Here is a 21,902-nt window from a genome sequence, read left to right as displayed (position 1 = left end):
CCTATCGATGTTCGTTTTACGAGAACAAAAAAACGCAGATCGAAGACCTGCGCTTTTTGGCTGCCAATTAGCGGCTTTCACACCCTACACGTTTTTACATTGTGTAAGTGTAAGGAGCTTGAATGCCTAGCGGGATACCTACCATCCAATAAGCAACTAGGAAGATAGACCAACCGATCAGCATTGCGATCGAGAATGGCATCATTAGTGACGCAAGCGTACCGATACCAGCCGACTTCACATAACGCTGACAGTAAACCACTACAAGAGGGAAAAATACCATTAGAGGCGAAACGATGTTCGATACAGAGTCCCCCACACGGTAAGCCGCCTGAGACAGCTCAGGCGAGATACCAACCGCCATTAGCATTGGCACTAGGATTGGACCAATTAAAGCCCATTTTGCAGATGCCGAACCAATAAGTAGGTTTACAGACGCGGTTAGAAGTATCATACCGATGATGGTCACTTCACCTGGTAGGTTCATCGCTTTTAAGCCTTCTGCGCCATACAACGCTAGCATCGTACCGATGTTTGACTGAGCAAATGCAGATAGGAACTGAGCACAGAAGAACGACATAACAATGTATGCGCCCATGGTTGACATAGTATCAGCCATCGCTTTGATAATGTCGTTGCTGGTCTTGAACGTTCCAGACACTTTACCGTAAACGTAACCAGGAATGATAAACAGAATAAAGATCAACGGCACGATAGACTTCATTATCGGTGCTGAGAAGGCAGTAATTTCACCTTCAGGCGAGCGAAGTGCTGATGTTTCTGGAATTAACGCTGCAACAAGTAAAGCAATACCCGCCATCATTGCCCAACCTGCATAACGGAATGCTTTTGATTCCAGTTCAGTAAATGAACCTAGGTTTGGCGCGGTTTCCGCATCATCATCAATTGGCATTTTTGATAAACGAGGCTCGATGATTTTCTCTGTCACGTACCAACCAATCCCCACAATAATGATAGAGGATAGGCCAGTGAAGAAGATGTTCGCTAATGGGTTAACCACATATTCAGGATCAAGAACCTGCGCCGCAGTTTGCGTAAAGCCAGCCAATAGCGGATCGATACCTGAAGGGATAAAGTTTGCAGAGAAGCCACCAGATACACCTGCAAATGCTGCCGCAATACCCGCTAAAGGGTGACGACCTGCCGCATGGAAGATAATACCTCCAAGAGGAATAACCAGAACATAGCCTGCATCTGCCGCAGTATGCGATACAATGGCAACCAAAATAAGCATTGGAGTAAGAAGCTTAGCTGGCGTGAAGTTCAGCATCTTCTTAAGACCCGTCGTAATAAAACCCGAAGAATCTGCAACACCCACACCTAGCATTGCGACAAGTACGATACCCAGTGGCGCAAAGCCAGTAAACGTCGTCACCATATTAGCAAGGAAACTTGCTAGCGCTTCGCCCGTAAGTAAGTTGGTGATAGTAAGAGCTTCGCCCGTTCGAGGGTTTGGAAGATCGAATGATACATTCGACAAAAGTGCTGACGCCGCCCAAGTAATGATCAATGCCCAGAAGAACAAAATCGCAGGATCAGGGATTTTGTTACCTGTCCTCTCGATAAAGTTTAAAAAGCGCTCCATCCCGCTCGGCTTCGATGATGGTGCTTTATTTACAGCTTGGTTACTCATGGTAACTCCATAGTGAATGATGTTGGTGCCAAGGCCTATTTGAATAATTATAACGACCTACTATCCAACGAGTATTCTAGTAAACACTAATGGAGAAAGCACAAGGTTCTAGATTTTTTTTCATAATTGGAGACATATTTTGCAAAAACACCACTTCAATTAAACATAATAAAAACAGTAGAACATCAACTCAATTAACAGTTCAAAAACCATTTATTAACCGTAACAAATCCGGTATCAAACAGGAGTTACATCCGCATTTGTCTCAGCCCATGTATACAATTGAACTTAGTTTTCGAATTCACTGTATTGTGAGATCATCGTTTTAAGCTGAACTGATCGTGTCTCGCCGATTCTATCCTTCCAGCTAGAGGTAATGGTGATAGTTTTCAGTGTTCCTGAAACCGTGGCAGCTGGAACTTCCCACTCGACGACATAAGATCCAGTAACAGAAGAGCCTGTTGCAATAGAAGCAAAATTTGCAGGTGTGATGGTAGACATCGCCGCAGAAGCACCACGCGTCCGGAACCATTCGAGCTGGTTTTCTGCTAGACGAAGTGCTTCAATACTTTTTATGGCATATTCGGATTCGCGTTCTAAATACACGTTTAGCTTAGTTAAACCTAGTGCCCCAACACCGATAAGTAGAAAAGAAATTAGAACTTCAAGAAGGTTAAAACCTTTTTGTTTAGAGATCATTCCAGGAGCCCTTCTTCCAGCGGAAATTAATAATCGGATCAACGACCTCATCGATGTTATCTCGGTTGTAAGCAAAATTTAGAGAGTTAACAAAATAAGCACTGTAGCCTGGACTATCTAAGACTTGTCCCCCCGAAAAACTAAATGAGCCACGCTGCAGGTAAACGACTTTATCTAGAGCAAGCGTGGGAAAGTTAGCCGCATCCCCAAAATGATCTTTGGCCTCGAACAATTTCCAATGTGTATCTAAATCTGTAAGTGAATTAGTCGTAAGTTGATAGAGCATACCAGGGAATGTCATTGAACCATGTACAGCAAAAATACCATCTTGAACCACAAGTAATATTGGAGCTTCTCCAGTAGCGGCAAAAGCTTCATTAAGATAATCAATGCCTCCTTTGATTAGTATCCCATCAGAATCATTCTCATACTCTCCAGAGCTATTCTTTTTAGAGGAAGTAAACTCACAGGACCCCGTAACCCAAATATGAGTTTTCCCTGCTGAAATTTGCTCCCCAACTTTCTTTCCACAATCAGTAACGACTTGGTTAGTTGAGTCGTCGTAATCAATCGTAGTAAACCCCCAGCCTGATTTCACCGAGTTCCAGTCACTGCGTTGCTCTCTAAAAATGTCGTAAAATGGCTCTAGGTCTGCATCTTGAATAAAGTCCTCTCCGTAATCTGAGTCAGAAGAGGTCACACTCATATGTTCCGATTTACAATCTATATTGTTGTGAACAAAATCAGCATAAGGGGCAGAACCATGTATAACCCCTTGGTTTGTCGCTCCAGCACGTGAGTGAAATGTATTCTTATAGCGAATAGCAACACACTCCCACCCACTTCCTACAAATTCGCCAGGATCTGGTGTTGAAAATGCGGAGCTACCATTAACGTATAAATCTGTACTACTTTTTAATGCTCCGGACGCTCTTCCTCTTGAAAGGACAAGTTGTTTTTCAACGGTCCGGCTGGAGTTTGGAACTGGTTTGCTTAACAGCTTATTGTCGGGTTCCAATGCTAATTGATATAAACCTAAAGGCGTTTCACATCGGCTTGAAATTAGTGAAGTTGCAGAAGAAACATCACCGGTACTTTGAACTAAAGAATAGAAACACTCCAATCCCCCTTCTGCAAGCCAATGTTCTTGTCGTGCTTCAATTTGATTGTTGGCACGCTTGATCTGATAAAAAAGAGACTTGTAGCTACCAAGCGACATCATTAATGCCGCAACTAGCAATACACCCACAACTAATAACGCAGCTGCACCTTGTTGTTTCTTCATTACTGCCAGTTCCTTTGCATTGCAGTAAACGACTGCAGAGTGCGAATATCAGTCGCATCTTTCAATTCGGTTTCCAATGTAACGGTCACCAGTGCACTTTTTGCATCAGTGCTTTCTAACCGTTCACTAGTAAGGTCAAAACGATTAACGTGAATAACTTTCTTATCAAAAAGATTTTTACATGAGCCAGTGCCTGCAAGGTTAATCACGTCATCAACATCCCATATCGTTATTTGCTTTTTTTCACAAACAAATAGCGACTCTGGCGTGCTAACTCGTTGCTCATAAGCTACGTTTTTATATAAAGGAAAAGCGCCAGAAACACCTATGTAATAGGCATAAGCAATCACCCCGCTATCAACATCATCGAGAGTGTAAATCGTGTTCGATGCGCCAGATATTTTTAAAGAATGGTCATCGTTACCATCAAAACCAGCACGCTGAATGTCACTCTTGAGCATTTGCACGACACTTTCAGAGTTCTGTAACAACATTAGCTCTTTCGACCGTTCCATTATCACCCTTTGACCACTCACATAAATTGCCCCCACTGTCGCAAGAGAAATAAGCCCAAGTGCAGATGCGATCATAAACTCAACAAGGCTTGCCCCTTTTTGTTTAAACATAATCATCCTTTTAAGAGCAAGTTGAATAACCGTAATATTCTGTACTGTTGCTATCACTACACACTCGCACGCGAGCAGATAAAGTGTGGGAAATAAGTTTTAAGACTTTTGATGATTCACCAACAGGATGAAACTTCAAGTTTCCTGATGATGGTCGGCCATAAACGTCGTCAAAACTGATTTGGTCTGAATCGTAGTTAGGTGTAACGACAATACCGTCATACGGCTTACCTGATAAAGAGAACAACACAGTCCCAGCCCCCTCAGCTCCGTTATCTGTCAAATCAATACGCCAGTTTCCGTCACTGGATGAACTCCCAGACATGATGATGTGAGCCCAAAGTCTTTCACGCCGTAATACTGCTTCAGACTTGCCTTCAATAACAAAGCCATGCAATTCATTAGCTAAGCGCTGCATTTTGTTGGTTTCAAAAACATTTTGGAAAGATGGTGCTGCAAACGCCAATATAATACTCAGTACAGCAACAGTAATAAGAAGCTCCAACAACGTAAACCCGCGAGGCATTTCCCAAATTCCTATGTAAACGGCAAAAGGGCCGTAATTCATCTTGCACAGATGCTATCACCTGCCAAAAATAGGCGGAAAAGTGAAAAGGAAACTACTCGTGATGATTCGAATTTCTCGTTGTAACGGCTACAAAAAAGGATTGAGAGGGATGACATTGATCGAATTACTGGTAGCTGTAGTGATTGTCGGGATCATTGCGGCTGTCGCCTACCCTTCTTACACCAATCATGTGCTCAAGTCTCATAGGACGGTTGCCTTGAGCGATCTTAGTCGAATTCAGCTAGAGCTAGAGACATCTTATGATGGTGGGTACGACTGGAGTCATATTATCTCTGGAGGCATATGCTCTCTATGCGATTCAGACACAGATAGATTTTCTTTCAATATTGCGAGCTCTGCAAGTACGGCCTATACCATTACAGCAACAGCAAAATCGGCTCTGGGACAAGACGACGACGAGTGCTTGACTGGTTCTAAAACGATTACTTTAACGTCAACAAATGTCGAAGAACCTAGTGATTGCTGGAACTAGCAAGAACACCGAGATGCAAAAAGGCCTGCATTTTAGCAGGCCTTTGTATTTGTGCTTTTCACTAACGTCTTAGCTGGTTAAATCGTCAAAGAACTTTTTCACACCGTTGAAAAAGCCTTCTGATTTAGGCTTGTGCTTTGTCGCCGCTTCACCACCACAAGACTCTTCAAACTCTTTGAGCAGTTCTTTTTGGCGTGAGCTTAGATTTACTGGTGTTTCGACAACCAACTTCACAATAAGATCACCAACACCGCCACCGCGAACGCCTTTCACACCTTTACCACGCATACGGAACATACGACCTGTTTGCGTTTCTGAAGGCACTTTTAGGCTTACGCGACCATCTAGGGTTGGTACTTCAACTTCACCACCTAGAGCTGCCATCGCAAAGCTTACTGGCACTTCACAGTATAGGTTGTTGCCATCACGCTCGAAGATATGGTGCTCTTTCACGTGCACTTGTACATACAAGTCGCCAGCAGGCGCCCCCATTTCTCCCGCTTCACCTTCGCCAGATAGGCGAATACGATCACCAGTATCAACACCTGCCGGGATCTTAACGTTAAGTGTTTTTGTTTTCTGCTTACGACCTTGACCATGACACTCATTACAAGGGTCTTTAATGATTTTACCTTTGCCGTGACAGGTAGGACAGGTTTGTTGCACTGCGAAGAAGCCCTGGCGCATCTGTACTTGACCATGACCATGACAGGTACCACATGTTTCAGCAGATGAACCTTTCTTCGCGCCACTACCATCACAGGTATCACAGTGTACTAGTGTCGGTACTTCGATCTCCTTCGTTACACCACGAACCGCTTCTTCTAGCGTCAATTCCATGTTGTAACGTAGGTCAGCACCTCGCTGGGCACGGTGGCCACCACCGCCACGACGACCACCACCAAAGATGTCACCGAATACATCGCCAAAGATGTCGCCGAAATCAGCACCGCCGCCGCCAAAGCCGCCGCCACCGAAACCACCGCCGCCTTGTTCAAAAGCAGCATGACCGTATTGGTCGTACGCCGCTTTCTTTTGAGGGTCGGTCAGAACTTCGTACGCTTCTTTTACTTCTTTAAACTTGTCCGCCGCAGAATCATCCCCCTGGTTTCGGTCTGGGTGGAATTTCATCGCTAGACGCTTATACGCCTTTTTGATATCGCGCTCTGAGGCATCACGGCTTACGCCTAACACTTCGTAAAAATCACGTTTTGACATGTTCTTCGTCACCAGTTAATTACTACAAACGGCATCGATTCACCGCTTGGTGTTTGTATCGTTCTAGGTAAGTGCACTTGTCTGCAACATACTTAACTAGAAAGACAGCGTTTACAAACAGACGGGCGTAAGAGTTGCCCCAAACGCCCGCACACGAAGTCTTATCGACCCCAGATGGCTATGCAACCATCTGGTTAAGAAATATTATTTCTTGTCGTCTTTAACTTCTTCGAACTCAGCATCTACAACGTCGTCTTCTTTAGACTGTGCACCTGCGTCAGCACCTTGTGCTTGCTGCGCTTGAGCTTGTTGTTGAGCGATTTCCATCAGCTTTTGAGAAGCAGTCATTAGTGCTTGAACTTTAGCATCGATAGCTTCTTTGTCTTCGCCTTTACGTGCTGTTTCTAGCTCAGAAATTGCTGCTTCAATCTTCTCTTTCTCTTCTGCAGGTAGCGCTTCACCAGCTTCTTCTACTTGCTTACGAGTACCGTGAATCATTTGGTCAGCTTGGTTACGTGCAGTTGCTAGCTCTTCGAACTTCTTGTCCGCTTCTTTGTTAGCTTCTGCTTCTTGAACCATTTTCTCGATGTCTTCATCGCTTAGACCGCCAGAAGCTTGGATAGTGATCTTCTGCTCTTTACCAGTCTGCTTGTCTTTCGCAGATACGTGTAGGATACCGTCCGCATCAAGGTCAAACGTAACCTCGATTTGTGGCATACCACGTGGTGCAGGCTGGATGCCTTCTAGGTTAAATTGGCCTAGAGACTTGTTGTACATCGCTTGCTTACGCTCACCTTGTAGAACGTGGATAGTTACCGCGCTCTGGTTGTCTTCCGCTGTAGAGAAAACTTGGTTCGCTTTAGTTGGGATAGTTGTGTTCTTCTCAACTAACTTAGTCATCACGCCACCCATTGTCTCGATACCTAGAGACAGTGGAGTTACGTCTAGTAGTAGTACGTCTTTAACGTCACCAGCAAGTACACCACCTTGAACTGCAGCACCCATTGCTACTGCTTCGTCAGGGTTTACGTCACGGCGCGCTTCTTTACCAAAGAACTCAGCAACTTTCGCTTGAACCATTGGCATACGAGTCTGACCACCAACTAGGATTACGTCAGTGATGTCGTTTACTGATAGGTCAGCGTCAGCTAGAGCTACTTTTAATGGCTCAAGAGAGCGTTGTACTAGGTCTTCAACTAGAGATTCTAGTTTTGCACGAGTCACTTTAATGTTCATGTGCTTAGGACCAGTTGCATCTGCAGTAACGTAAGGTAGGTTTACGTCTGTTTGAGAAGTAGAAGAAAGCTCGATTTTCGCTTTCTCTGCTGCTTCTTTAACACGCTGCATTGCTAGTGGGTCGTTCTTAAGGTTGATGCCTTGCTCTTTGTTGAACTCATCAACCAAGTAGTTGATTAGACGGTTATCAAAGTCTTCACCACCTAGGTGAGTATCACCGTTAGTTGCTAGAACTTCGAATGTTTTCTCGCCTTCAACTTCATCAATTTCGATGATTGAAATATCGAATGTACCACCACCAAGGTCGTATACCGCGATAGTGCGATCGCCGCCCTTCTTATCAAGACCGTAAGCTAGCGCAGCTGCTGTTGGTTCGTTGATGATACGTTTAACTTCTAGACCTGCGATACGGCCAGCATCTTTTGTCGCTTGACGCTGAGCATCGTTAAAGTAAGCAGGTACTGTGATAACTGCGCCAGTTACTTCCTCACCAAGGAAGTCTTCAGCAGTTTTCTTCATTTTCTTAAGAACTTCAGCAGAAACCTGAGGAGCTGCCATTTTTTGGCCTTTCGCTTCTACCCAAGCATCACCGTTGTCAGCCTTAACGATTTTGTAAGGCATGATTTCGATGTCACGCTGAACTTCTTCGTCTTCAAAACGACGACCGATTAGACGCTTAATTGCAAATAGCGTGTTTTCTGGGTTAGTTACTGCTTGACGTTTCGCTGGTTGACCTACTAGCGTCTCACCGTCAGTGTAAGCAATAACCGATGCAGTAGTACGTTCGCCCTCTGCGTTTTCAATTACACGTGGTTTGTCGCCGTCTAATACAGCAACACATGAGTTAGTAGTACCTAAGTCAATACCAATGATTTTACCCATCTGGCTATCTCCGAATAAATTCTATTTTCGTTTGGTTATAACCCCAATGTGGGGGGAGGAGAATCGGGTTTCAACCCTTGCTCACAAACAAAAATAATCAATGTTTGCTTCTCTATGCCACATAGATAAGGGCGGCAAAATGCTTTTCAAGGGCAGAATTAAAAAAAAGCGTCTTTTTTCGAAATTTATGTGTTTCTTTCTGATTAGTTGGGAACTCGTCACACTGCTGTAGCGCAACAAAACGTCATTTCCCAGATAAATTTATTTATGTCCGACTCTTCCTAAATAAAAAACGAGCTCATAAGAGCTCGCTTCAATATTAGGGTTAAAATAAATGATTCAAGGTATTAGGCGTTCGCTTGAGCAGGCTCAGCATCAACACCTTCTTCTTTACCTATCTCACCTTCTGTTTTTGCAACAATGGTGTTCACTGCCGTGTCGCCGACAACGTTAGATGATGTACAGAACATATCATTAATACGGTCGACCGCTGCAATGATTGCCAAACCTTCAGGTGGTAAACCTAGTTGGTGAAGCAAAACGCCTACCATTACCACGCCGCCCCCAGGAACGCCGCCAGCACCAATAGATAACAGAAGAATAGTTAAGCCAAGTGTGAAGATGTCTGCGGTGTTAATTGGCTGGCCAAAAGCGTTCGCAACAAACATCGTTGCTAGAGCAATATAGATAGACACACCAGACATATTCATCGTTGCGCCCAGTGGTACACCGAAGCCAGCAACCGATTTAGAGACCTGAAGCTTTTCTGTCAGTGTGCGCATCGTTACCGGGATAGTCGCGTTTGAGCTCGCGGTAGATAGAGAGAAAAGAATCTGCTCACGAGTTGCACGTAGGAAAGTCTTTGGAGAAGTTCCTGTCGCAATACTCACTGCCATTGGGTAGAAGAAGAAGATCCAAAACACCAACATCGCAACCACCAAAGCCACGTAACCGGCAACGGACATTAATGTATTGGCGTTTAGCGTTGCACCTAGTTGAATCATTAGTGCGAACACACCATATGGTGCAAGACTCATCACTAATCCAACCAATTTCATCATGATTTCATTTGCCATTTTGAATGTGCGAATAGCTGGGCCACCACGAGAATCCAAAGCTTGAATTGCAAGCCCCGTCAAAATTGCCATAAAGATGATTTGCAGCATGTCGCCGCTAGCAAACGCTTGTACAGGATTGCTAGGAACAATGTTAACAACTAAAGAGAAAATGTCCGGCGTCTCTGTCGTTGTCAGCTGTACAGCCTCAGATACCGTTCCTGCTAGATTAGCGCCCGCTCCTGGCTGGAAGATCAAGCCGACAGTCAAAGCCGCCGTAATCGCAATGATGGTGTTAAGAATGTAAAGGGTAAAAGTTTTTCCACCAAGACGACCAAATGCACTGATGTCTTTCAAGTCAACAATGCCGCATACGATTGAAACGTAAACTAAAGGAACAACAAGCAATTTGATCAGTGAGACGAACATGCCGCCAACACCTTCTGCTGCTCCAAGTAGGTATGTATCAAAAATCGCAATACCGCTAAATAAGTACTGAATTGCTGTCCCCAGCACAAGGCCGGCAAACAAGCCTATAAAAATCTTACTAGAAAGCGATTTATCCATTATAAATCTCCGATATGTTGTGTTTACTATTTACATTTTTGTAGTTATATATGCTTACTTTTAAAGCATTAGTCGCAAATCATACACACCGAAGTTACAAAATAAAGTGATAATTTACATTTTTGTTAACGAAATTGTTTTAGAAAAAATGACTATATTTACATTCCTATGCAGAACAAACATTCACACAGCGAATGATTACAATCACTTATAGCCCTTTCCGTTAATAAACACGCAGCGAGATGAGAGAAAATCTCCTATAGGAAAATAATTAACCAATAGGAAAAAATATGAAGGGGATCAAATTTTCATTTATCGATATACAACGAAGTTCGATGCAGTCATTTATGTTTAAAACAAAAAAGCGCCCATCAAAAATGATGGGCGCTTTTATATTAAAAAAACAGGGAGTTAAAGTTACTTAGCAACCATTACCATTGCCGGACGAATCACACGACCGTTTAGTTCGTAACCTTTTTGCATAACAAACATAACAGTGTTTGATTCATGATCAGGGCTCTCCTGAATCGACATCGCTTGATGGAACTCTGGATTGAATGCTTCACCTTCAGGGTTGATTGCTTTCAAGCCAAATTTCGCGACAACGTCTACAAACGTTTTATGTGTTAGTTCAACGCCTTCTAGGAACGGCTTCACAGTTTCATTCTCTGTATCTGCCGCTTGAATTGCACGCTCTAGGTTATCAATAACAGGAAGCAGCTCTTCTGCAAACTTGTTCAACGCAAACTTACGTGCTTTATCGATCTCTTGCTCAGTGCGACGACGCATGTTTTCTACTTCAGCTTTAGAACGCAACACCGCATCTTGTTGCTCTTTTACTTTTGCCTCGCTAGACAATAGTGCCGCTTCTAGTTGAGCAATCTTAGCGTCTGTCTCATCACCAAGCTCTTCAAGCTCAGCTTCAACTTCTTGTGCTTCAGCTTCTACTTTTTCAGCCTCTTCGATGATTTGATCAAGCTCTTCTTCTGTAACTTTGTTTTCTTCGTTGCTCATGATATCTCCAGAATTCAACATAATGCCCTTAAAGCCATGCGCGTTTTTGCGGGCTTTAACCACATAAAAATTCGCATATTTAGGTGACTTGCCATTATTATGGGGATGAAGATTCCTGATTCAAGCCTCTTTAATGCGGAAATGCTATGAAAAATCCATGTAACGTGATCGCGATTATCGGAAAACCAAGAGATCAACAAGCAATTCAAACTCATAAAGAGTTGTACCAATGGTTGACTTCTGAGGGCTATAAAGTATTCATTGACGATCGCCTTGCCGCAATACTGGATGATATCCCACAGAGTCAGTTTGCTAGCTTAGTTGAACTAGGAAAAAATGCCGATCTAGCCATTGTGGTTGGTGGCGATGGCAACATGTTAGGTGCGGCAAGAATTTTATCCCGATTTGATGTGCCAGTTATAGGCGTGAACCGTGGAAATTTGGGCTTCTTAACTGACTTGAACCCAGACGACTTCCAAGCGTCTCTGCAAGCGGTACTCGACGGTGAGTATATTGAAGAGGAACGTTTTCTTTTAGAGGCGGAAGTACACCGCCACGGACAAATAAAGAGCCATAACGCTGCGCTAAACGAAGCCGTACTTCACCCAGGGCAAATTGCCCATATGATTGAATTTGAAGTGTACATAGATGAAAGCTTCGCCTTCTCTTTACGGGCCGACGGTTTGATTGTCTCCACTCCGACTGGCTCGACGGCATATTCACTTTCTGGCGGCGGCCCAATTCTTTCTCCTAGCTTGAATGCCATTTCACTCGTGCCAATGTTCCCTCATACATTGTCGAGTCGACCTTTGGTGGTTGATGGAAAACGTCGAATTAAATTGGTGGTATCACCAGAAAACCGTGGAACACAAGAAGTTAGCTGTGATGGACAAGTCTCACTTCCAGTTACCCCTGGCGACGAAATTCACATCTATCAAAGTCCAAATGTACTAAAGCTCATCCATCCAAAAGACTACAGCTACTATCACGTCTTACGGAATAAGCTTGGCTGGTCTAGTAAATTGTTCTAACACTTGTTACTCAGGGTAATAACTTCAATAAAAAAGCCAGCAGCTCAATTGCTACTGGCTTTTGGCTTTCTTAGACAAGAAATAGACACAAAGTAGTGAGGCGACACGATATTTGTCATCATTAAAGAGAAGCTTATAAATTTTGATCCTGTGGGCAAACTTTACACAAAAGATAGAAAAGCAAATTCAATGATCTATGTCCGGTGATATTCTCACCATGAATAGAGTATTAACTCTATTTCATACAATCAATAAAGGACATATTATGAAGAAAACCATCATTCTGTCTGTTCTCAGTACATTAGCACTTATTGGCTGCCAATCAGAGGAAACGCAAGTCAACAGTGTATCCAACGCAAAAGCGGAAGATATCACTAAGACGAAGCGTGCCCTAGCTCAACAATTGAGTGAGAACTATGCTGCCATTGAACCCATGTTGAGAAGAGATATTACTCCGCAACAGACTAACGTGTCTGTATCAGCATTTGTTAAGCAAAACCCTAACTCAGAGTTCAGCCGCCAGCTTGTACAAGCTGACACTCAAATTCGTAGCTGGAAAGGTATTTCTGAATACTCAGATCAGTTGTTAGAAGTTCGCTTGGCAAATGAAGCCATGATAACAGCATGGCAAAGTGGCGAGGTCGAGCCATTATTTGCATTTGAACCAAGTGGTGATGATGAGAATTGGCAATACATCGAAGCATTTGATGTTTATGGCAACATCCATCAACTCGATGTTTACCAGCTCCCTGAGGTACCTGTACTTGTCGTTGATAACAATAGCTCTGCAGAGTTAAAAGCAGGCTTGCAAGCTATGCAAGCTGAGATGAAAAAACTCGGTCAACCAGCTTTAGTTCAACCATATATTGCTGATGAACAACGCCAAAATACACCGCTATTGTCAAGTAGCGCAGTGGGCGAAGCGGCTCCAATTCAAACCACGCAGTTGAAAAAGATCCGTCTAGCCGATGACAAAGAACCTTGGATCTCTGGCAAGGCAGAAATCTACGCTATCGTAACGGGCGTCAATCCAAGTCGTGATGAACCTACTCTCGATTTGGTGGAGCTTCCATACTTAGACTACGATAACCAAGATTACTATCCAAATCAGATCATTATTCACTGGTCTCGTTACCGCTGGGGTGCGGCAGACATTGTGCTCATGGAGCAAGATGACGGCACAGACTATAAACAATTGGCAAAACTCCTTGTTCAAGTTGCCGAAGAAGTATTGAAAGCGATTCCAGATCCAGAAGTTCAGGCTTACGCGATTATTCCGCAAATCACGAACAAGATCATCGACACTATCCCCGATGGTGTACTCACGAATGATGATGACTTCGTCGACGTTTACTACACTCTAATGCAAGACACTTCATACGTGGATCACCCTGGTGCAGGTGTGAATGCAGTCGTCACACTAGAACCACTAACGATTAACCCAACTCGTCCGTAACCTGTTCAATTTTAATGAGTCGTTGTAATCACATCGGCTCATTTTTCCCACTTCATCACAAAAAACAGCCTACAAAGAAAATTTTCCTTACCTGACTTTACTGTATAAAGAAACAGTATATACTGTTCTCTTATACAGTATTGTTCAGTTATACAGGTAAATAAAATGCTGGCTCATCTAAGTGTTAATAATTTTGCGATTGTTAAGTCTTTACAACTCGAGCTTTCTAAGGGCATGACCACCATTACAGGTGAAACAGGCGCGGGTAAATCCATTGCTATCGATGCTTTAGGGCTCTGCTTAGGCGGACGAGCCGATGCCGGCATGGTGCGACAAGGTGAAGAGAAAACCGAAGTTAGCGCCGCTTTTTTATTGGACAACAACTTACATGCAACACGTTGGTTAGAAGATAACGATCTGCTAGATGGCAGTGAGTGTATTTTGCGTCGTATTATCACAAAAGAAGGCCGCTCAAGAGCCTTCATTAATGGCAGCCCTGTTCCACTATCACAACTCAAATCTCTAGGGCAGCTACTTATCAATATCCATGGGCAGCACGCTCATCATCAATTGATGAAAAGTGAGCACCAAATGGCCATGCTCGACCAATATGCTGGGCATTTAAACCTACTAAAAAGCACACGAAGTGCTTACCAGCATTGGCGTCAGGCGGATAATAACCTCAAGCAGCTAAAAGAAAATAGCCAGCAAAACCAGGCGCAAAAACAGTTGCTTGAATACCAAATCAAAGAACTGAATGAGTTATCGCTAGGTGAAGAAGAATTTGCAGAGCTCGAGCAAGAGCACAAACGACTATCCAACAGTGGTGAACTCGCCACTACCTGTCAGCAAGCCATCGAACTTATTTACGAAGGTGAAGAAGTCAATGCGCTTGGTATTTTGCAATCGGCCAATCACTCCCTAATTCAATTAGCCGAATTAGATGAAAAGCTATCTGAGCTACCTAACATGCTGTCAGAAGCGATGATTCAACTTGAAGAAACGAAGAATGAATTACGCAGCTACTTAGATGGCATCGATGTTGATCCTGCTCGTATGGCTTATGTAGAAGAACGTTTTTCTAAAGTGATGTCTGTAGCTCGTAAACACCACGTAATGCCAGAAGAACTATACCAACATCATCAAGATCTTCTGGCCCAAGTAGAAGCGTTAGATTGCTCCGATGAACGTTTAGATGAGCTTGCTCAAGAAGTAGAACACAAGTACCAAAGCTTTCTAACACAAGCAGAAAAACTGAACAAATCACGCAGCCGTTACGCAAAAGAACTGAACAAACTGATCACACAAAGCATGCACGAATTGAGCATGGAGAAAGCAGTATTCAGTATCGAAGTTAGCAATGACAACACGCACCCATCGCCGCTTGGCATGGACAGCGTGTGCTTCTTAGTATCGACCAACCCGGGACAACCATTGCAACCTATAGCAAAAGTTGCGTCAGGCGGTGAGCTATCACGTATCTCTCTAGCGATCCAAGTGATCACCGCTCAGAAAGTAGATACACCAAGTTTAATCTTCGATGAAGTGGATGTAGGTATTAGTGGCCCAACAGCTGCCGTAGTGGGCAAAATGCTACGCAAGCTTGGCGAATCTACTCAAGTATTGTGTGTCACTCACCTCCCTCAAGTTGCCGGATGCGGCCATCAACAAATGTTTGTTGCTAAGCAAACCAAAGCAGGCCAAACCGAAACCCAAATGCACGCATTAGATGAACAACAACGTGTGGCAGAATTAGCTCGCTTACTTGGTGGTAGTCAAATAACCGACTCAACGTTGGCAAACGCAAAAGAACTGCTTATCGCCGCTTAATAGATCGACAAGGGATGAGATATGGATATCAGAGCAATACACAAAACCAACTGCTTAGATCTCATCCCTATTTTTATTGAGTTAGAACATTACTACTTCAAAGAAAAAGCTTCATCAAAACACGATCTGGTCCATTATCTAAAGAGCCAAGTCTTCTCTGAACATTCTGGTGTTAATATCATTGCGGTTTACGATAATGATGACGTCGTAGGCTTTGCATCTTATACCGTCATGTTCCCTGCCCCAAAACTCTCAGGGCAGATGTACTTAAAAGATCTGTTCGTATCTTCGAAGGTTCGAGGAAAAGGGGTTGGTCTCAAGTTAATGAAGTATCTGGCATCTTTGGCGATCAAGTGTGGATGCCAAAGGTTGGACTGGACAGCTGAAAGTAGTAACCCTACCGCAGGTCAGTTTTACCGCTCAATTGGTGCAACACTAATTCATGAAAAAGAGTATTATCGTTTTTCAGGTGATGCATTACGCGAATTCGCCAAAACCGACTAACGAGTCACTAGGCTTGGCTCACCGCTGAAAGCGTCCATCACCCTACCTCCGATTGAAATGTGCTCTTCGTCACCTAACTAATACGTCATGTGGTGACATTTACCGCCTAATATCGGTGAATAAATGCAACTCAACTCAAAATTCGTTGTCAGATTGTCTACCATACGACGCATAGCTTTTTACATCTGCGTCGAGCTTGTTTATTATCAGCGCAGTATTTTAAAGGTTACTAAGAAATTATTATGCAATTAAAGAAGTGGTTAGTTGCCGTACCATTAGCAATGACATTGCTGACAGGATGTTCGGTATTGGAAAAACTGGTTTATCGTATTGATATCAACCAAGGCAACTATGTAGAACAAAGTGCGGTTGATAAATTAAAGTTTGGGATGACTAAAGCACAGGTTCGCTTCGTATTAGGGTCGCCAATGCTTATTGAAAACGGCTATCCAAACACTTGGTATTACATCTATCATCATACTCCTGGCCATGGCGAACCAGTACAGAAAGATCTGATTGTAAACTTTAATGACCAAGGCACGCTCGCAGACATCAGTGGTGACTTTCCAAAAAGTGACGCATTTTACGAGCAAATTCAGTAAACTGACTTTTGCAAAAAACCTCCCGTTTGGGAGGTTTTTTATTATATAGAAATCACGTTAGTCAAACTTTGAGTAACTCACATGAGCTATTGGGTTTATATTAATCCTGCTTATTTTTACGTACAGAACTAGGCTTGCCACCGGTGACTGGGTCTGCACTTCCCTCGGCTTTAGCCTGCTCCGCCCGTTTACGGCGAATCTCTTTCGGATCGGCGAGTAACGGACGATAAATCTCTATTCGGTCTCGATCTCGAACGGTCACATCCAACTTCACGTTACGACTAAACACACCCACTTTGTTCTTGGACAAATCAATTTCAGGGTACAACTCCAATACACCGGATTGTCGAATGATCTCTTCTACCGTTGCGTGATTATTTACCACTAAGTTAAATACACGCTGTTCATGAGGAAGAGCATAGACAACCTCAACGTGAATCATATCTGACTCAATACTCATAACACTCGTAGACCTGTTTTGCGCGTTTAGTAAATGCATTTACCATATTACTAGTAAGCTCGTTAAAAATCTTACCGAAGGCCATCTCAATCATTTTACTTGAGAATTCAAACTCAAGCTTTAGTTCAACCTTGCAAGCTTGCTCATCTAGCGCGGTAAAAATCCAACCACCACGCAACGTCTTAAACGGGCCATCCACCAAGTTCATCATAATTGCCTGACCGGGGATCAACTCATTTGAAGTCGTAAACGTTTTGCTGATTCCAGCCTTCGCCACATCGACAGAAGCCACCATACCATTCCCCGAAGACTCAATGATTCTAGAGCCCGAGCAACCAGGCAGAAATTCAGGGTATTTAGCAACATCATTAACCAGATTGAACATCTGTTCGGCGCTAAAAGACACAAGCGCAGAACGGCTGACTTGCTTCATACATACTCCTATCGATACATGTACAGATTTAAAGCTACTCGCCAATTTTACTTTTATTCCACGATTGCGCAAATAAAAGGATTTCCTATCCGATATCCAACCCGTATAATGACGCTATTATGGCAAAGAAAAAAACGAAACAAAAAGCGGGTAGCAATACTATCGCGCTGAATAAAAAAGCTCGCCACGAGTATTTCATCGATGATGAAATCGAAGCTGGCTTGGAGCTCCAAGGTTGGGAAGTGAAAGCCCTTCGCCAAGGTAAAGCCAATATTTCTGAAAGTTACGTATTTATGCGTGACGGTGAAGCCTTTGTGAGTGGCATGACAATCACTCCTTTAAATCAGGCATCGACACACGTTGTGGCGAACCCTACACGTGTGCGTAAACTACTAATGAGTCGTCGTGAGCTAGATAACCTATTCGGACGTGTAAACCGTGAAGGTATGACATTAACGGCCCTCTCACTGTACTGGTCTCGCTCTTGGGTGAAACTAAAAATTGGCGTAGCAAAAGGTAAAAAGCTGCACGATAAACGTACGGATCTAAAAGAAAAAGACTGGGCAAGAGAAAAAGCGCGCGTAATGAAGAGCGCGCTGCGTTAATCTTGACCACTTAAACGCATAGTACTGGACAGCCAATGCTTTTCTGTTACTATGCGAATATTACCTGGGGCTGATTTAGGATTCGACGGGAATTCAGAAGTCTGAGGTGCATGCCGAGGTGCGGTAGGCCTCGTTAACAAACCGCAAAAAAATAGTCGCAAACGACGAAAACTACGCACTAGCAGCTTAATAACCTGCTAAGAGCTCTCTCGCCCTAGCTTCCGCACGTAAGACGGGGATCAACGAGGGATCAAACCCAAACGCGCTAGCCCGGATTCTCCCGCCTGAGAGATGAACGGCGAATTTTAATTCAGGCTAGTCATTCATTAGCGTGTCGGTTCGCAGGTGGATGGCGAAATTAAAGATCGACTAAGCATGTAGTACCAATGATGAACGGTTTTCGGACGCGGGTTCAACTCCCGCCAGCTCCACCAAACGTTTGGAAAAGGCCACCCTCGGGTGGCCTTTTTTGTATCAACAACCCACTATCCACTATCCACATTGTCTTCTTTTCTCACGCACTCATGCTACCTGATAACTTTTCACGAGCATTACTGCATAACTCTGAACGTACGCCGATTTAAAAACTCGTTGAGTATTAAGTAACAGACGATACGCTCATAAATACACCACCAAAACTACACGGAAGTTCAGAAGAACTCATCCAAGGACAAAAGTGTGTCTATATGTTCTTCGATTTAAAGTGTTCTAAGTTTTTGGGGTATCAACAACTACGAGTGCTAAATCTAAGTTATAGAATTATGATGGGTTAAAGTAGAACAATTTGGGTTTATCACTAACCATCAAAAGATACTAAATAAGCCTTTTCTTTTGCTCTTGGTTATCACAATTGGCGGAAAAATAAATTATCAAGTCAATCTAGCATTACGATGTAAAGCAATAAAAATACCTCTTGACAAAGCGAATAATTAACTGTTTTCAATACGATTTCATTGTCTGAAACCTAGTATTTATAGAGTTTTTATCATTCGGTAGCTCTCGTTTATTTTGCTTTCACATTACCTGATGAAAGCCTCAAAAATCCAATACAATATAACTACCTAAGATTAGCGCAGACTGAGTGTTCCAGATTTAAACTTTATTAATGCTAATGAAAATCGGTCAAATAGATAAACATAAATCTAAAAATGTAATTTTCAAATTCACAAGTTACAGAGCAATGCAATATGAATCACATAGTTAAAATTAAATATTGTAAAAACACACAATACATATAGATTTATAGATTTTTAAAATGAAAAAAGTCGATGTGAGAAATTACTTATTTGGATTTATTACAATCATATTGTTGAACATTAATATGAGTTTTGGAGAGAGTATATTGAATAACGATAAAGTTAACCAATACACACCACAAATCAATGGTGTGATAACAAAAAAAGGGAAGCCGATTAATAACCAAAAGGTTAGTCTTAATATTGGTTTAAGCGCTTCAGGAAAATCAATAGACTTATCAACATTTACTGACAGCAATGGTCGGTTTGAATTTTCTCCTGTGTATGAGAACAAAGAGAGCGTTAAGATCCCGCTTATTGAACATTATGTAACTATTGTTTTAACCACAGAACTAGATATTGATGAAAGCGTTATTATTTGGGAAGGTTCGTTCGATGGCTATGAAATAGAGGATTACGTAAAAAACAATATGGCTAATCTAGTCTGTGATGCAGCAAACCCTCTTAAGTACTTTGCTTTTTCAATTGATGATGACGAAAACGATGACTACTACGTAAATAGTCAATGTGATTTATTTGGATATATTGACTCTGACTTATATGGAAATTAAAGAATGCAATCACTCTCACCAAAACTATCATCTAGAATCGCAGAAATCCCCTATTCTGTATTCGCAACTAATGTTCGTAACGTTAGTGGTTATATAGCAAAGTTTTTTACATTTGATCTAAGGAATGATGTCAAAAAAGGAACGACAAGTGGCTTTATGGGATTTGGTGGAATGACATCAGATTTTGTAGCGATAGGTCGAGGTAAGGGCGAGTTTGCCGATACTTTGGTATTTTCCTTCCGTGGCACTCAAGTAAACATCGGCGACATTATGACCGATGGAAACATTGGGATATCAGGTACCTCATCCGGTTACAGGGTACATGCAGGTTTTGTAAATCTCTTCAATACGATAAAGCCACAACTTGCAGCATACATCGCTGGTTATTCGAAAAAGAACATGAAAGCACCGAAGGCAATACACTGTGTAGGTCATAGTTTAGGTGGTGCTCTTGCTTCATTAGCGGCAGATTGGGTGAAGAGTCAGTACGGCTATAGCGTACACCTATATACTTTTGGCGCACCAAAAGTTGGCTTTAAACCATACGCAAGAAGGGAGTTAGATTCTTCCTATCGCTGCACTCATGGCGCAGATCCAGTTCCTATGTCTCCTCTTTGGCCATTTACTCACGGTGGTATTGAGTATCGGCTAGATGGAAGTTCTGGCATCTACTTCTGCGCTCATGGACTAGGAAAAAAATCTGTTCCGGGTTATGTCAATACCGCTACAAGTAATGAGTGGTCGGCACTACAACCCAAATCTCAAGCTTACCTAGAACGCAACGTATTTCTTGACTTCAACAATAGATATAATGCTCGGATGACTGATGGTTGGGTAAGTAAAATAGTCTCTTCAATTTTGACCTTATTAAGAATTTCAGGTCTGGGTCATATAATACAACAAATAGCAACTGTAGGCCTTACTGCTTGGGATCAACTAGCTAAAGCTATGGCGTACATCTCAAAACTAAAAAACGAGTATACAGAACACGTTCGCGGTATTTTAGGTCACATGAATGTAATGTCAGGTAGCGCAGCGATCGACCTATCGAGTATTACTTATAGAGTGATAAAACTTTGTTTTTCGAGACTAGTAAGAAGGTTAGATAGTCATGTTAGAAATGCTCTAAATATAGTAGAGTGACAGTAAAAGGCACGAACAATTATTCTAAAAAACGCTCTATTATCCTCAACTAGATTGAGTTCAGAAAAAGCGAAGCTATTTAGGCTTCGCTTTTTATTAGGGCTTAGAGTTGTTAACAATATTAAAATCTATATTCCACACCTAGTGATGCTTGGTTAAAGTCTGTTTCCGTGTTTGCACCGTTCGCGACATTCTCCGCATTGAGTTCTACGTCGTACCACATATATTCTGCGTTAACTAAGAAGTTATCAGTAACTTTAAAACCCACACCGGCACCAGCGAATACACCTTCATCATCTTTGTTGCCTTGGAAGCCCGCAACGTCGTAATCCGTCGAGTACCACATTTGACCGCCTTTTGCGTAAAGGTCGACACGATCAGCAATAGGGGCTGTAACTTTTAGTGCTGCGGTGTAACCGTCCGTTTCGGCATTTGCTAGGTTATTACCATAGCTACCGAAATCAATGTAACCACCTTCCAACGCTAAGTAAGGATTAAAACGGTAACCAACTAAACCTTGAATAACATCGCTGTCATCATCAAAGTCATCTTGTCCATCAACTTTTAAGTAACCGTAGTTGGCGCCAACATATACACCATGATCGTTGGAGTCCGCAGCATGTGATAAAGTACTAAACGTTGCTAAAGAAAAAAGGCTAATCAAAGTAACAACATTGCTTTTCATTTCGTTCTCCTAATATAAGTTCCATTGAAGGTTCGAATAGTAAAGAGCA

Annotated in this window: 21 protein-coding genes and 1 other RNA gene; 10 read left to right on the top strand and 12 right to left on the bottom strand. The window is 42.7% G+C overall.

Going from position 1 to position 21,902, the window contains the following annotated elements; genetic code table 11:
- Positions 1-94: 94 nt before the first annotated feature.
- The 5 genes from R7O03_RS09115 to R7O03_RS09095 form a co-directional block, all read right to left on the bottom strand.
- A complete protein-coding gene (locus tag R7O03_RS09115; RefSeq protein ID WP_064376797.1) occupies positions 95-1,654 on the bottom strand; it encodes an AbgT family transporter in 1,560 nt (519 codons plus the stop codon).
- 288 nt (positions 1,655-1,942) lie between these two features.
- Positions 1,943-2,353 (bottom strand): prepilin-type N-terminal cleavage/methylation domain-containing protein, encoded by a 411-nt coding sequence (locus R7O03_RS09110; protein WP_005381606.1) that lies wholly within the window; start codon positions 2,351-2,353, stop codon positions 1,943-1,945.
- Positions 2,343-3,638 (bottom strand): hypothetical protein, encoded by a 1,296-nt coding sequence (locus R7O03_RS09105; RefSeq protein WP_318131674.1) that lies wholly within the window; start codon positions 3,636-3,638, stop codon positions 2,343-2,345. The genes R7O03_RS09110 and R7O03_RS09105 overlap by 11 nt, the downstream gene beginning before the upstream one ends.
- The gene (locus R7O03_RS09100) at positions 3,638-4,264 is read right to left on the bottom strand and encodes a PilW family protein (RefSeq protein ID WP_186584446.1); all 627 of its coding nucleotides are present in this window, start codon (positions 4,262-4,264) and stop codon (positions 3,638-3,640) included. The genes R7O03_RS09105 and R7O03_RS09100 overlap by 1 nt, the downstream gene beginning before the upstream one ends.
- Before the next feature lie 10 nt (positions 4,265-4,274).
- On the bottom strand, positions 4,275-4,790 hold the full coding sequence (locus tag R7O03_RS09095) for a GspH/FimT family pseudopilin (protein ID WP_186584447.1): 516 nt from the start codon (positions 4,788-4,790) through the stop codon (positions 4,275-4,277).
- A gap of 103 nt (positions 4,791-4,893) precedes the next feature.
- On the opposite strand from R7O03_RS09095, the gene R7O03_RS09090 reads away from it, so the two are divergent.
- A complete protein-coding gene (locus R7O03_RS09090) occupies positions 4,894-5,325 on the top strand; it encodes a type IV pilin protein (RefSeq protein ID WP_318131684.1) in 432 nt (143 codons plus the stop codon).
- 69 nt (positions 5,326-5,394) lie between these two features.
- Here the strand turns inward: R7O03_RS09090 and dnaJ are convergent, their stop codons facing one another.
- The 4 genes from dnaJ to grpE form a co-directional block, all read right to left on the bottom strand.
- Positions 5,395-6,543 (bottom strand): molecular chaperone DnaJ, encoded by a 1,149-nt coding sequence (gene dnaJ / locus R7O03_RS09085; RefSeq protein WP_005381620.1) that lies wholly within the window; start codon positions 6,541-6,543, stop codon positions 5,395-5,397.
- A 204-nt stretch (positions 6,544-6,747) separates the two neighbouring features.
- On the bottom strand, positions 6,748-8,661 hold the full coding sequence (dnaK, locus tag R7O03_RS09080; RefSeq protein ID WP_005381623.1) for a molecular chaperone DnaK: 1,914 nt from the start codon (positions 8,659-8,661) through the stop codon (positions 6,748-6,750).
- A gap of 347 nt (positions 8,662-9,008) precedes the next feature.
- The gene (locus R7O03_RS09075) at positions 9,009-10,283 is read right to left on the bottom strand and encodes a dicarboxylate/amino acid:cation symporter (RefSeq protein WP_005381625.1); all 1,275 of its coding nucleotides are present in this window, start codon (positions 10,281-10,283) and stop codon (positions 9,009-9,011) included.
- 417 nt (positions 10,284-10,700) lie between these two features.
- Positions 10,701-11,297: a nucleotide exchange factor GrpE gene (grpE, locus tag R7O03_RS09070; RefSeq protein WP_021034134.1), complete on the bottom strand. Its 597-nt coding sequence runs from the start codon at positions 11,295-11,297 to the stop codon at positions 10,701-10,703.
- A 146-nt stretch (positions 11,298-11,443) separates the two neighbouring features.
- Between grpE and nadK the strand changes: the two genes are divergently transcribed.
- From nadK to bamE, 5 genes are all read left to right on the top strand, one after another.
- Entirely contained in the window at positions 11,444-12,328 is an 885-nt protein-coding gene (gene nadK, locus R7O03_RS09065; protein ID WP_005381631.1) for an NAD(+) kinase, read from the top strand.
- 265 nt (positions 12,329-12,593) lie between these two features.
- Positions 12,594-13,784, top strand: coding sequence for a DUF3103 domain-containing protein (locus R7O03_RS09060; protein ID WP_005383752.1), 1,191 nt, complete (start codon positions 12,594-12,596; stop codon positions 13,782-13,784).
- 165 nt (positions 13,785-13,949) lie between these two features.
- Positions 13,950-15,614, top strand: a complete 1,665-nt coding sequence (recN, locus tag R7O03_RS09055) for a DNA repair protein RecN (RefSeq protein WP_318131673.1) — start codon at positions 13,950-13,952, stop codon at positions 15,612-15,614.
- Positions 15,615-15,635: 21 nt separating this feature from the next.
- Complete coding sequence (locus tag R7O03_RS09050; protein ID WP_005381636.1) at positions 15,636-16,118, top strand: GNAT family N-acetyltransferase; 483 nt, start codon at positions 15,636-15,638, stop codon at positions 16,116-16,118.
- Between the two features lie 242 nt (positions 16,119-16,360).
- A complete protein-coding gene (gene bamE / locus R7O03_RS09045; protein WP_005383748.1) occupies positions 16,361-16,720 on the top strand; it encodes an outer membrane protein assembly factor BamE in 360 nt (119 codons plus the stop codon).
- A 100-nt stretch (positions 16,721-16,820) separates the two neighbouring features.
- On the opposite strand, the gene R7O03_RS09040 is transcribed toward bamE, so the two are convergent.
- Positions 16,821-17,180, bottom strand: a complete 360-nt coding sequence (locus R7O03_RS09040; protein ID WP_005383746.1) for an RnfH family protein — start codon at positions 17,178-17,180, stop codon at positions 16,821-16,823.
- Entirely contained in the window at positions 17,170-17,613 is a 444-nt protein-coding gene (locus R7O03_RS09035) for an SRPBCC family protein (protein ID WP_005381641.1), read from the bottom strand. Before R7O03_RS09035 ends, R7O03_RS09040 begins: the two co-directional genes overlap by 11 nt.
- 119 nt (positions 17,614-17,732) lie before the next feature.
- On the opposite strand from R7O03_RS09035, the gene smpB reads away from it, so the two are divergent.
- The 4 genes from smpB to R7O03_RS09015 all read left to right on the top strand — a co-directional run bounded on the left by smpB (position 17,733) and on the right by R7O03_RS09015 (position 21,168).
- Positions 17,733-18,218 carry an SsrA-binding protein SmpB gene (gene smpB / locus R7O03_RS09030; protein WP_005381642.1) on the top strand — a complete coding sequence of 162 codons (486 nt, stop codon included), beginning with the start codon at positions 17,733-17,735 and terminating at the stop codon, positions 18,216-18,218.
- A gap of 66 nt (positions 18,219-18,284) precedes the next feature.
- Positions 18,285-18,652: a transfer-messenger RNA gene (gene ssrA / locus R7O03_RS09025) on the top strand.
- Positions 18,653-19,473: 821 nt separating this feature from the next.
- Positions 19,474-20,025: a DUF6795 domain-containing protein gene (locus R7O03_RS09020; RefSeq protein ID WP_318131672.1), complete on the top strand. Its 552-nt coding sequence runs from the start codon at positions 19,474-19,476 to the stop codon at positions 20,023-20,025.
- 3 nt (positions 20,026-20,028) lie between these two features.
- Positions 20,029-21,168 (top strand): lipase family protein, encoded by a 1,140-nt coding sequence (locus R7O03_RS09015; protein ID WP_005383744.1) that lies wholly within the window; start codon positions 20,029-20,031, stop codon positions 21,166-21,168.
- A 121-nt stretch (positions 21,169-21,289) separates the two neighbouring features.
- Here R7O03_RS09015 and R7O03_RS09010 read toward each other — a convergent pair whose 3' ends face one another.
- Positions 21,290-21,853 (bottom strand): porin family protein, encoded by a 564-nt coding sequence (locus tag R7O03_RS09010; RefSeq protein WP_005383742.1) that lies wholly within the window; start codon positions 21,851-21,853, stop codon positions 21,290-21,292.
- Between the last annotated feature and the right edge of the window lie 49 nt (positions 21,854-21,902).

This window comes from Vibrio sp. Vb2960 (assembly GCF_033337665.1).
GTDB lineage: Bacteria > Pseudomonadota > Gammaproteobacteria > Enterobacterales > Vibrionaceae > Vibrio > Vibrio alginolyticus.
Note: the sequence above shows the minus strand (reverse complement) of the source record. Positions and strands in the feature narration are given on the sequence as shown.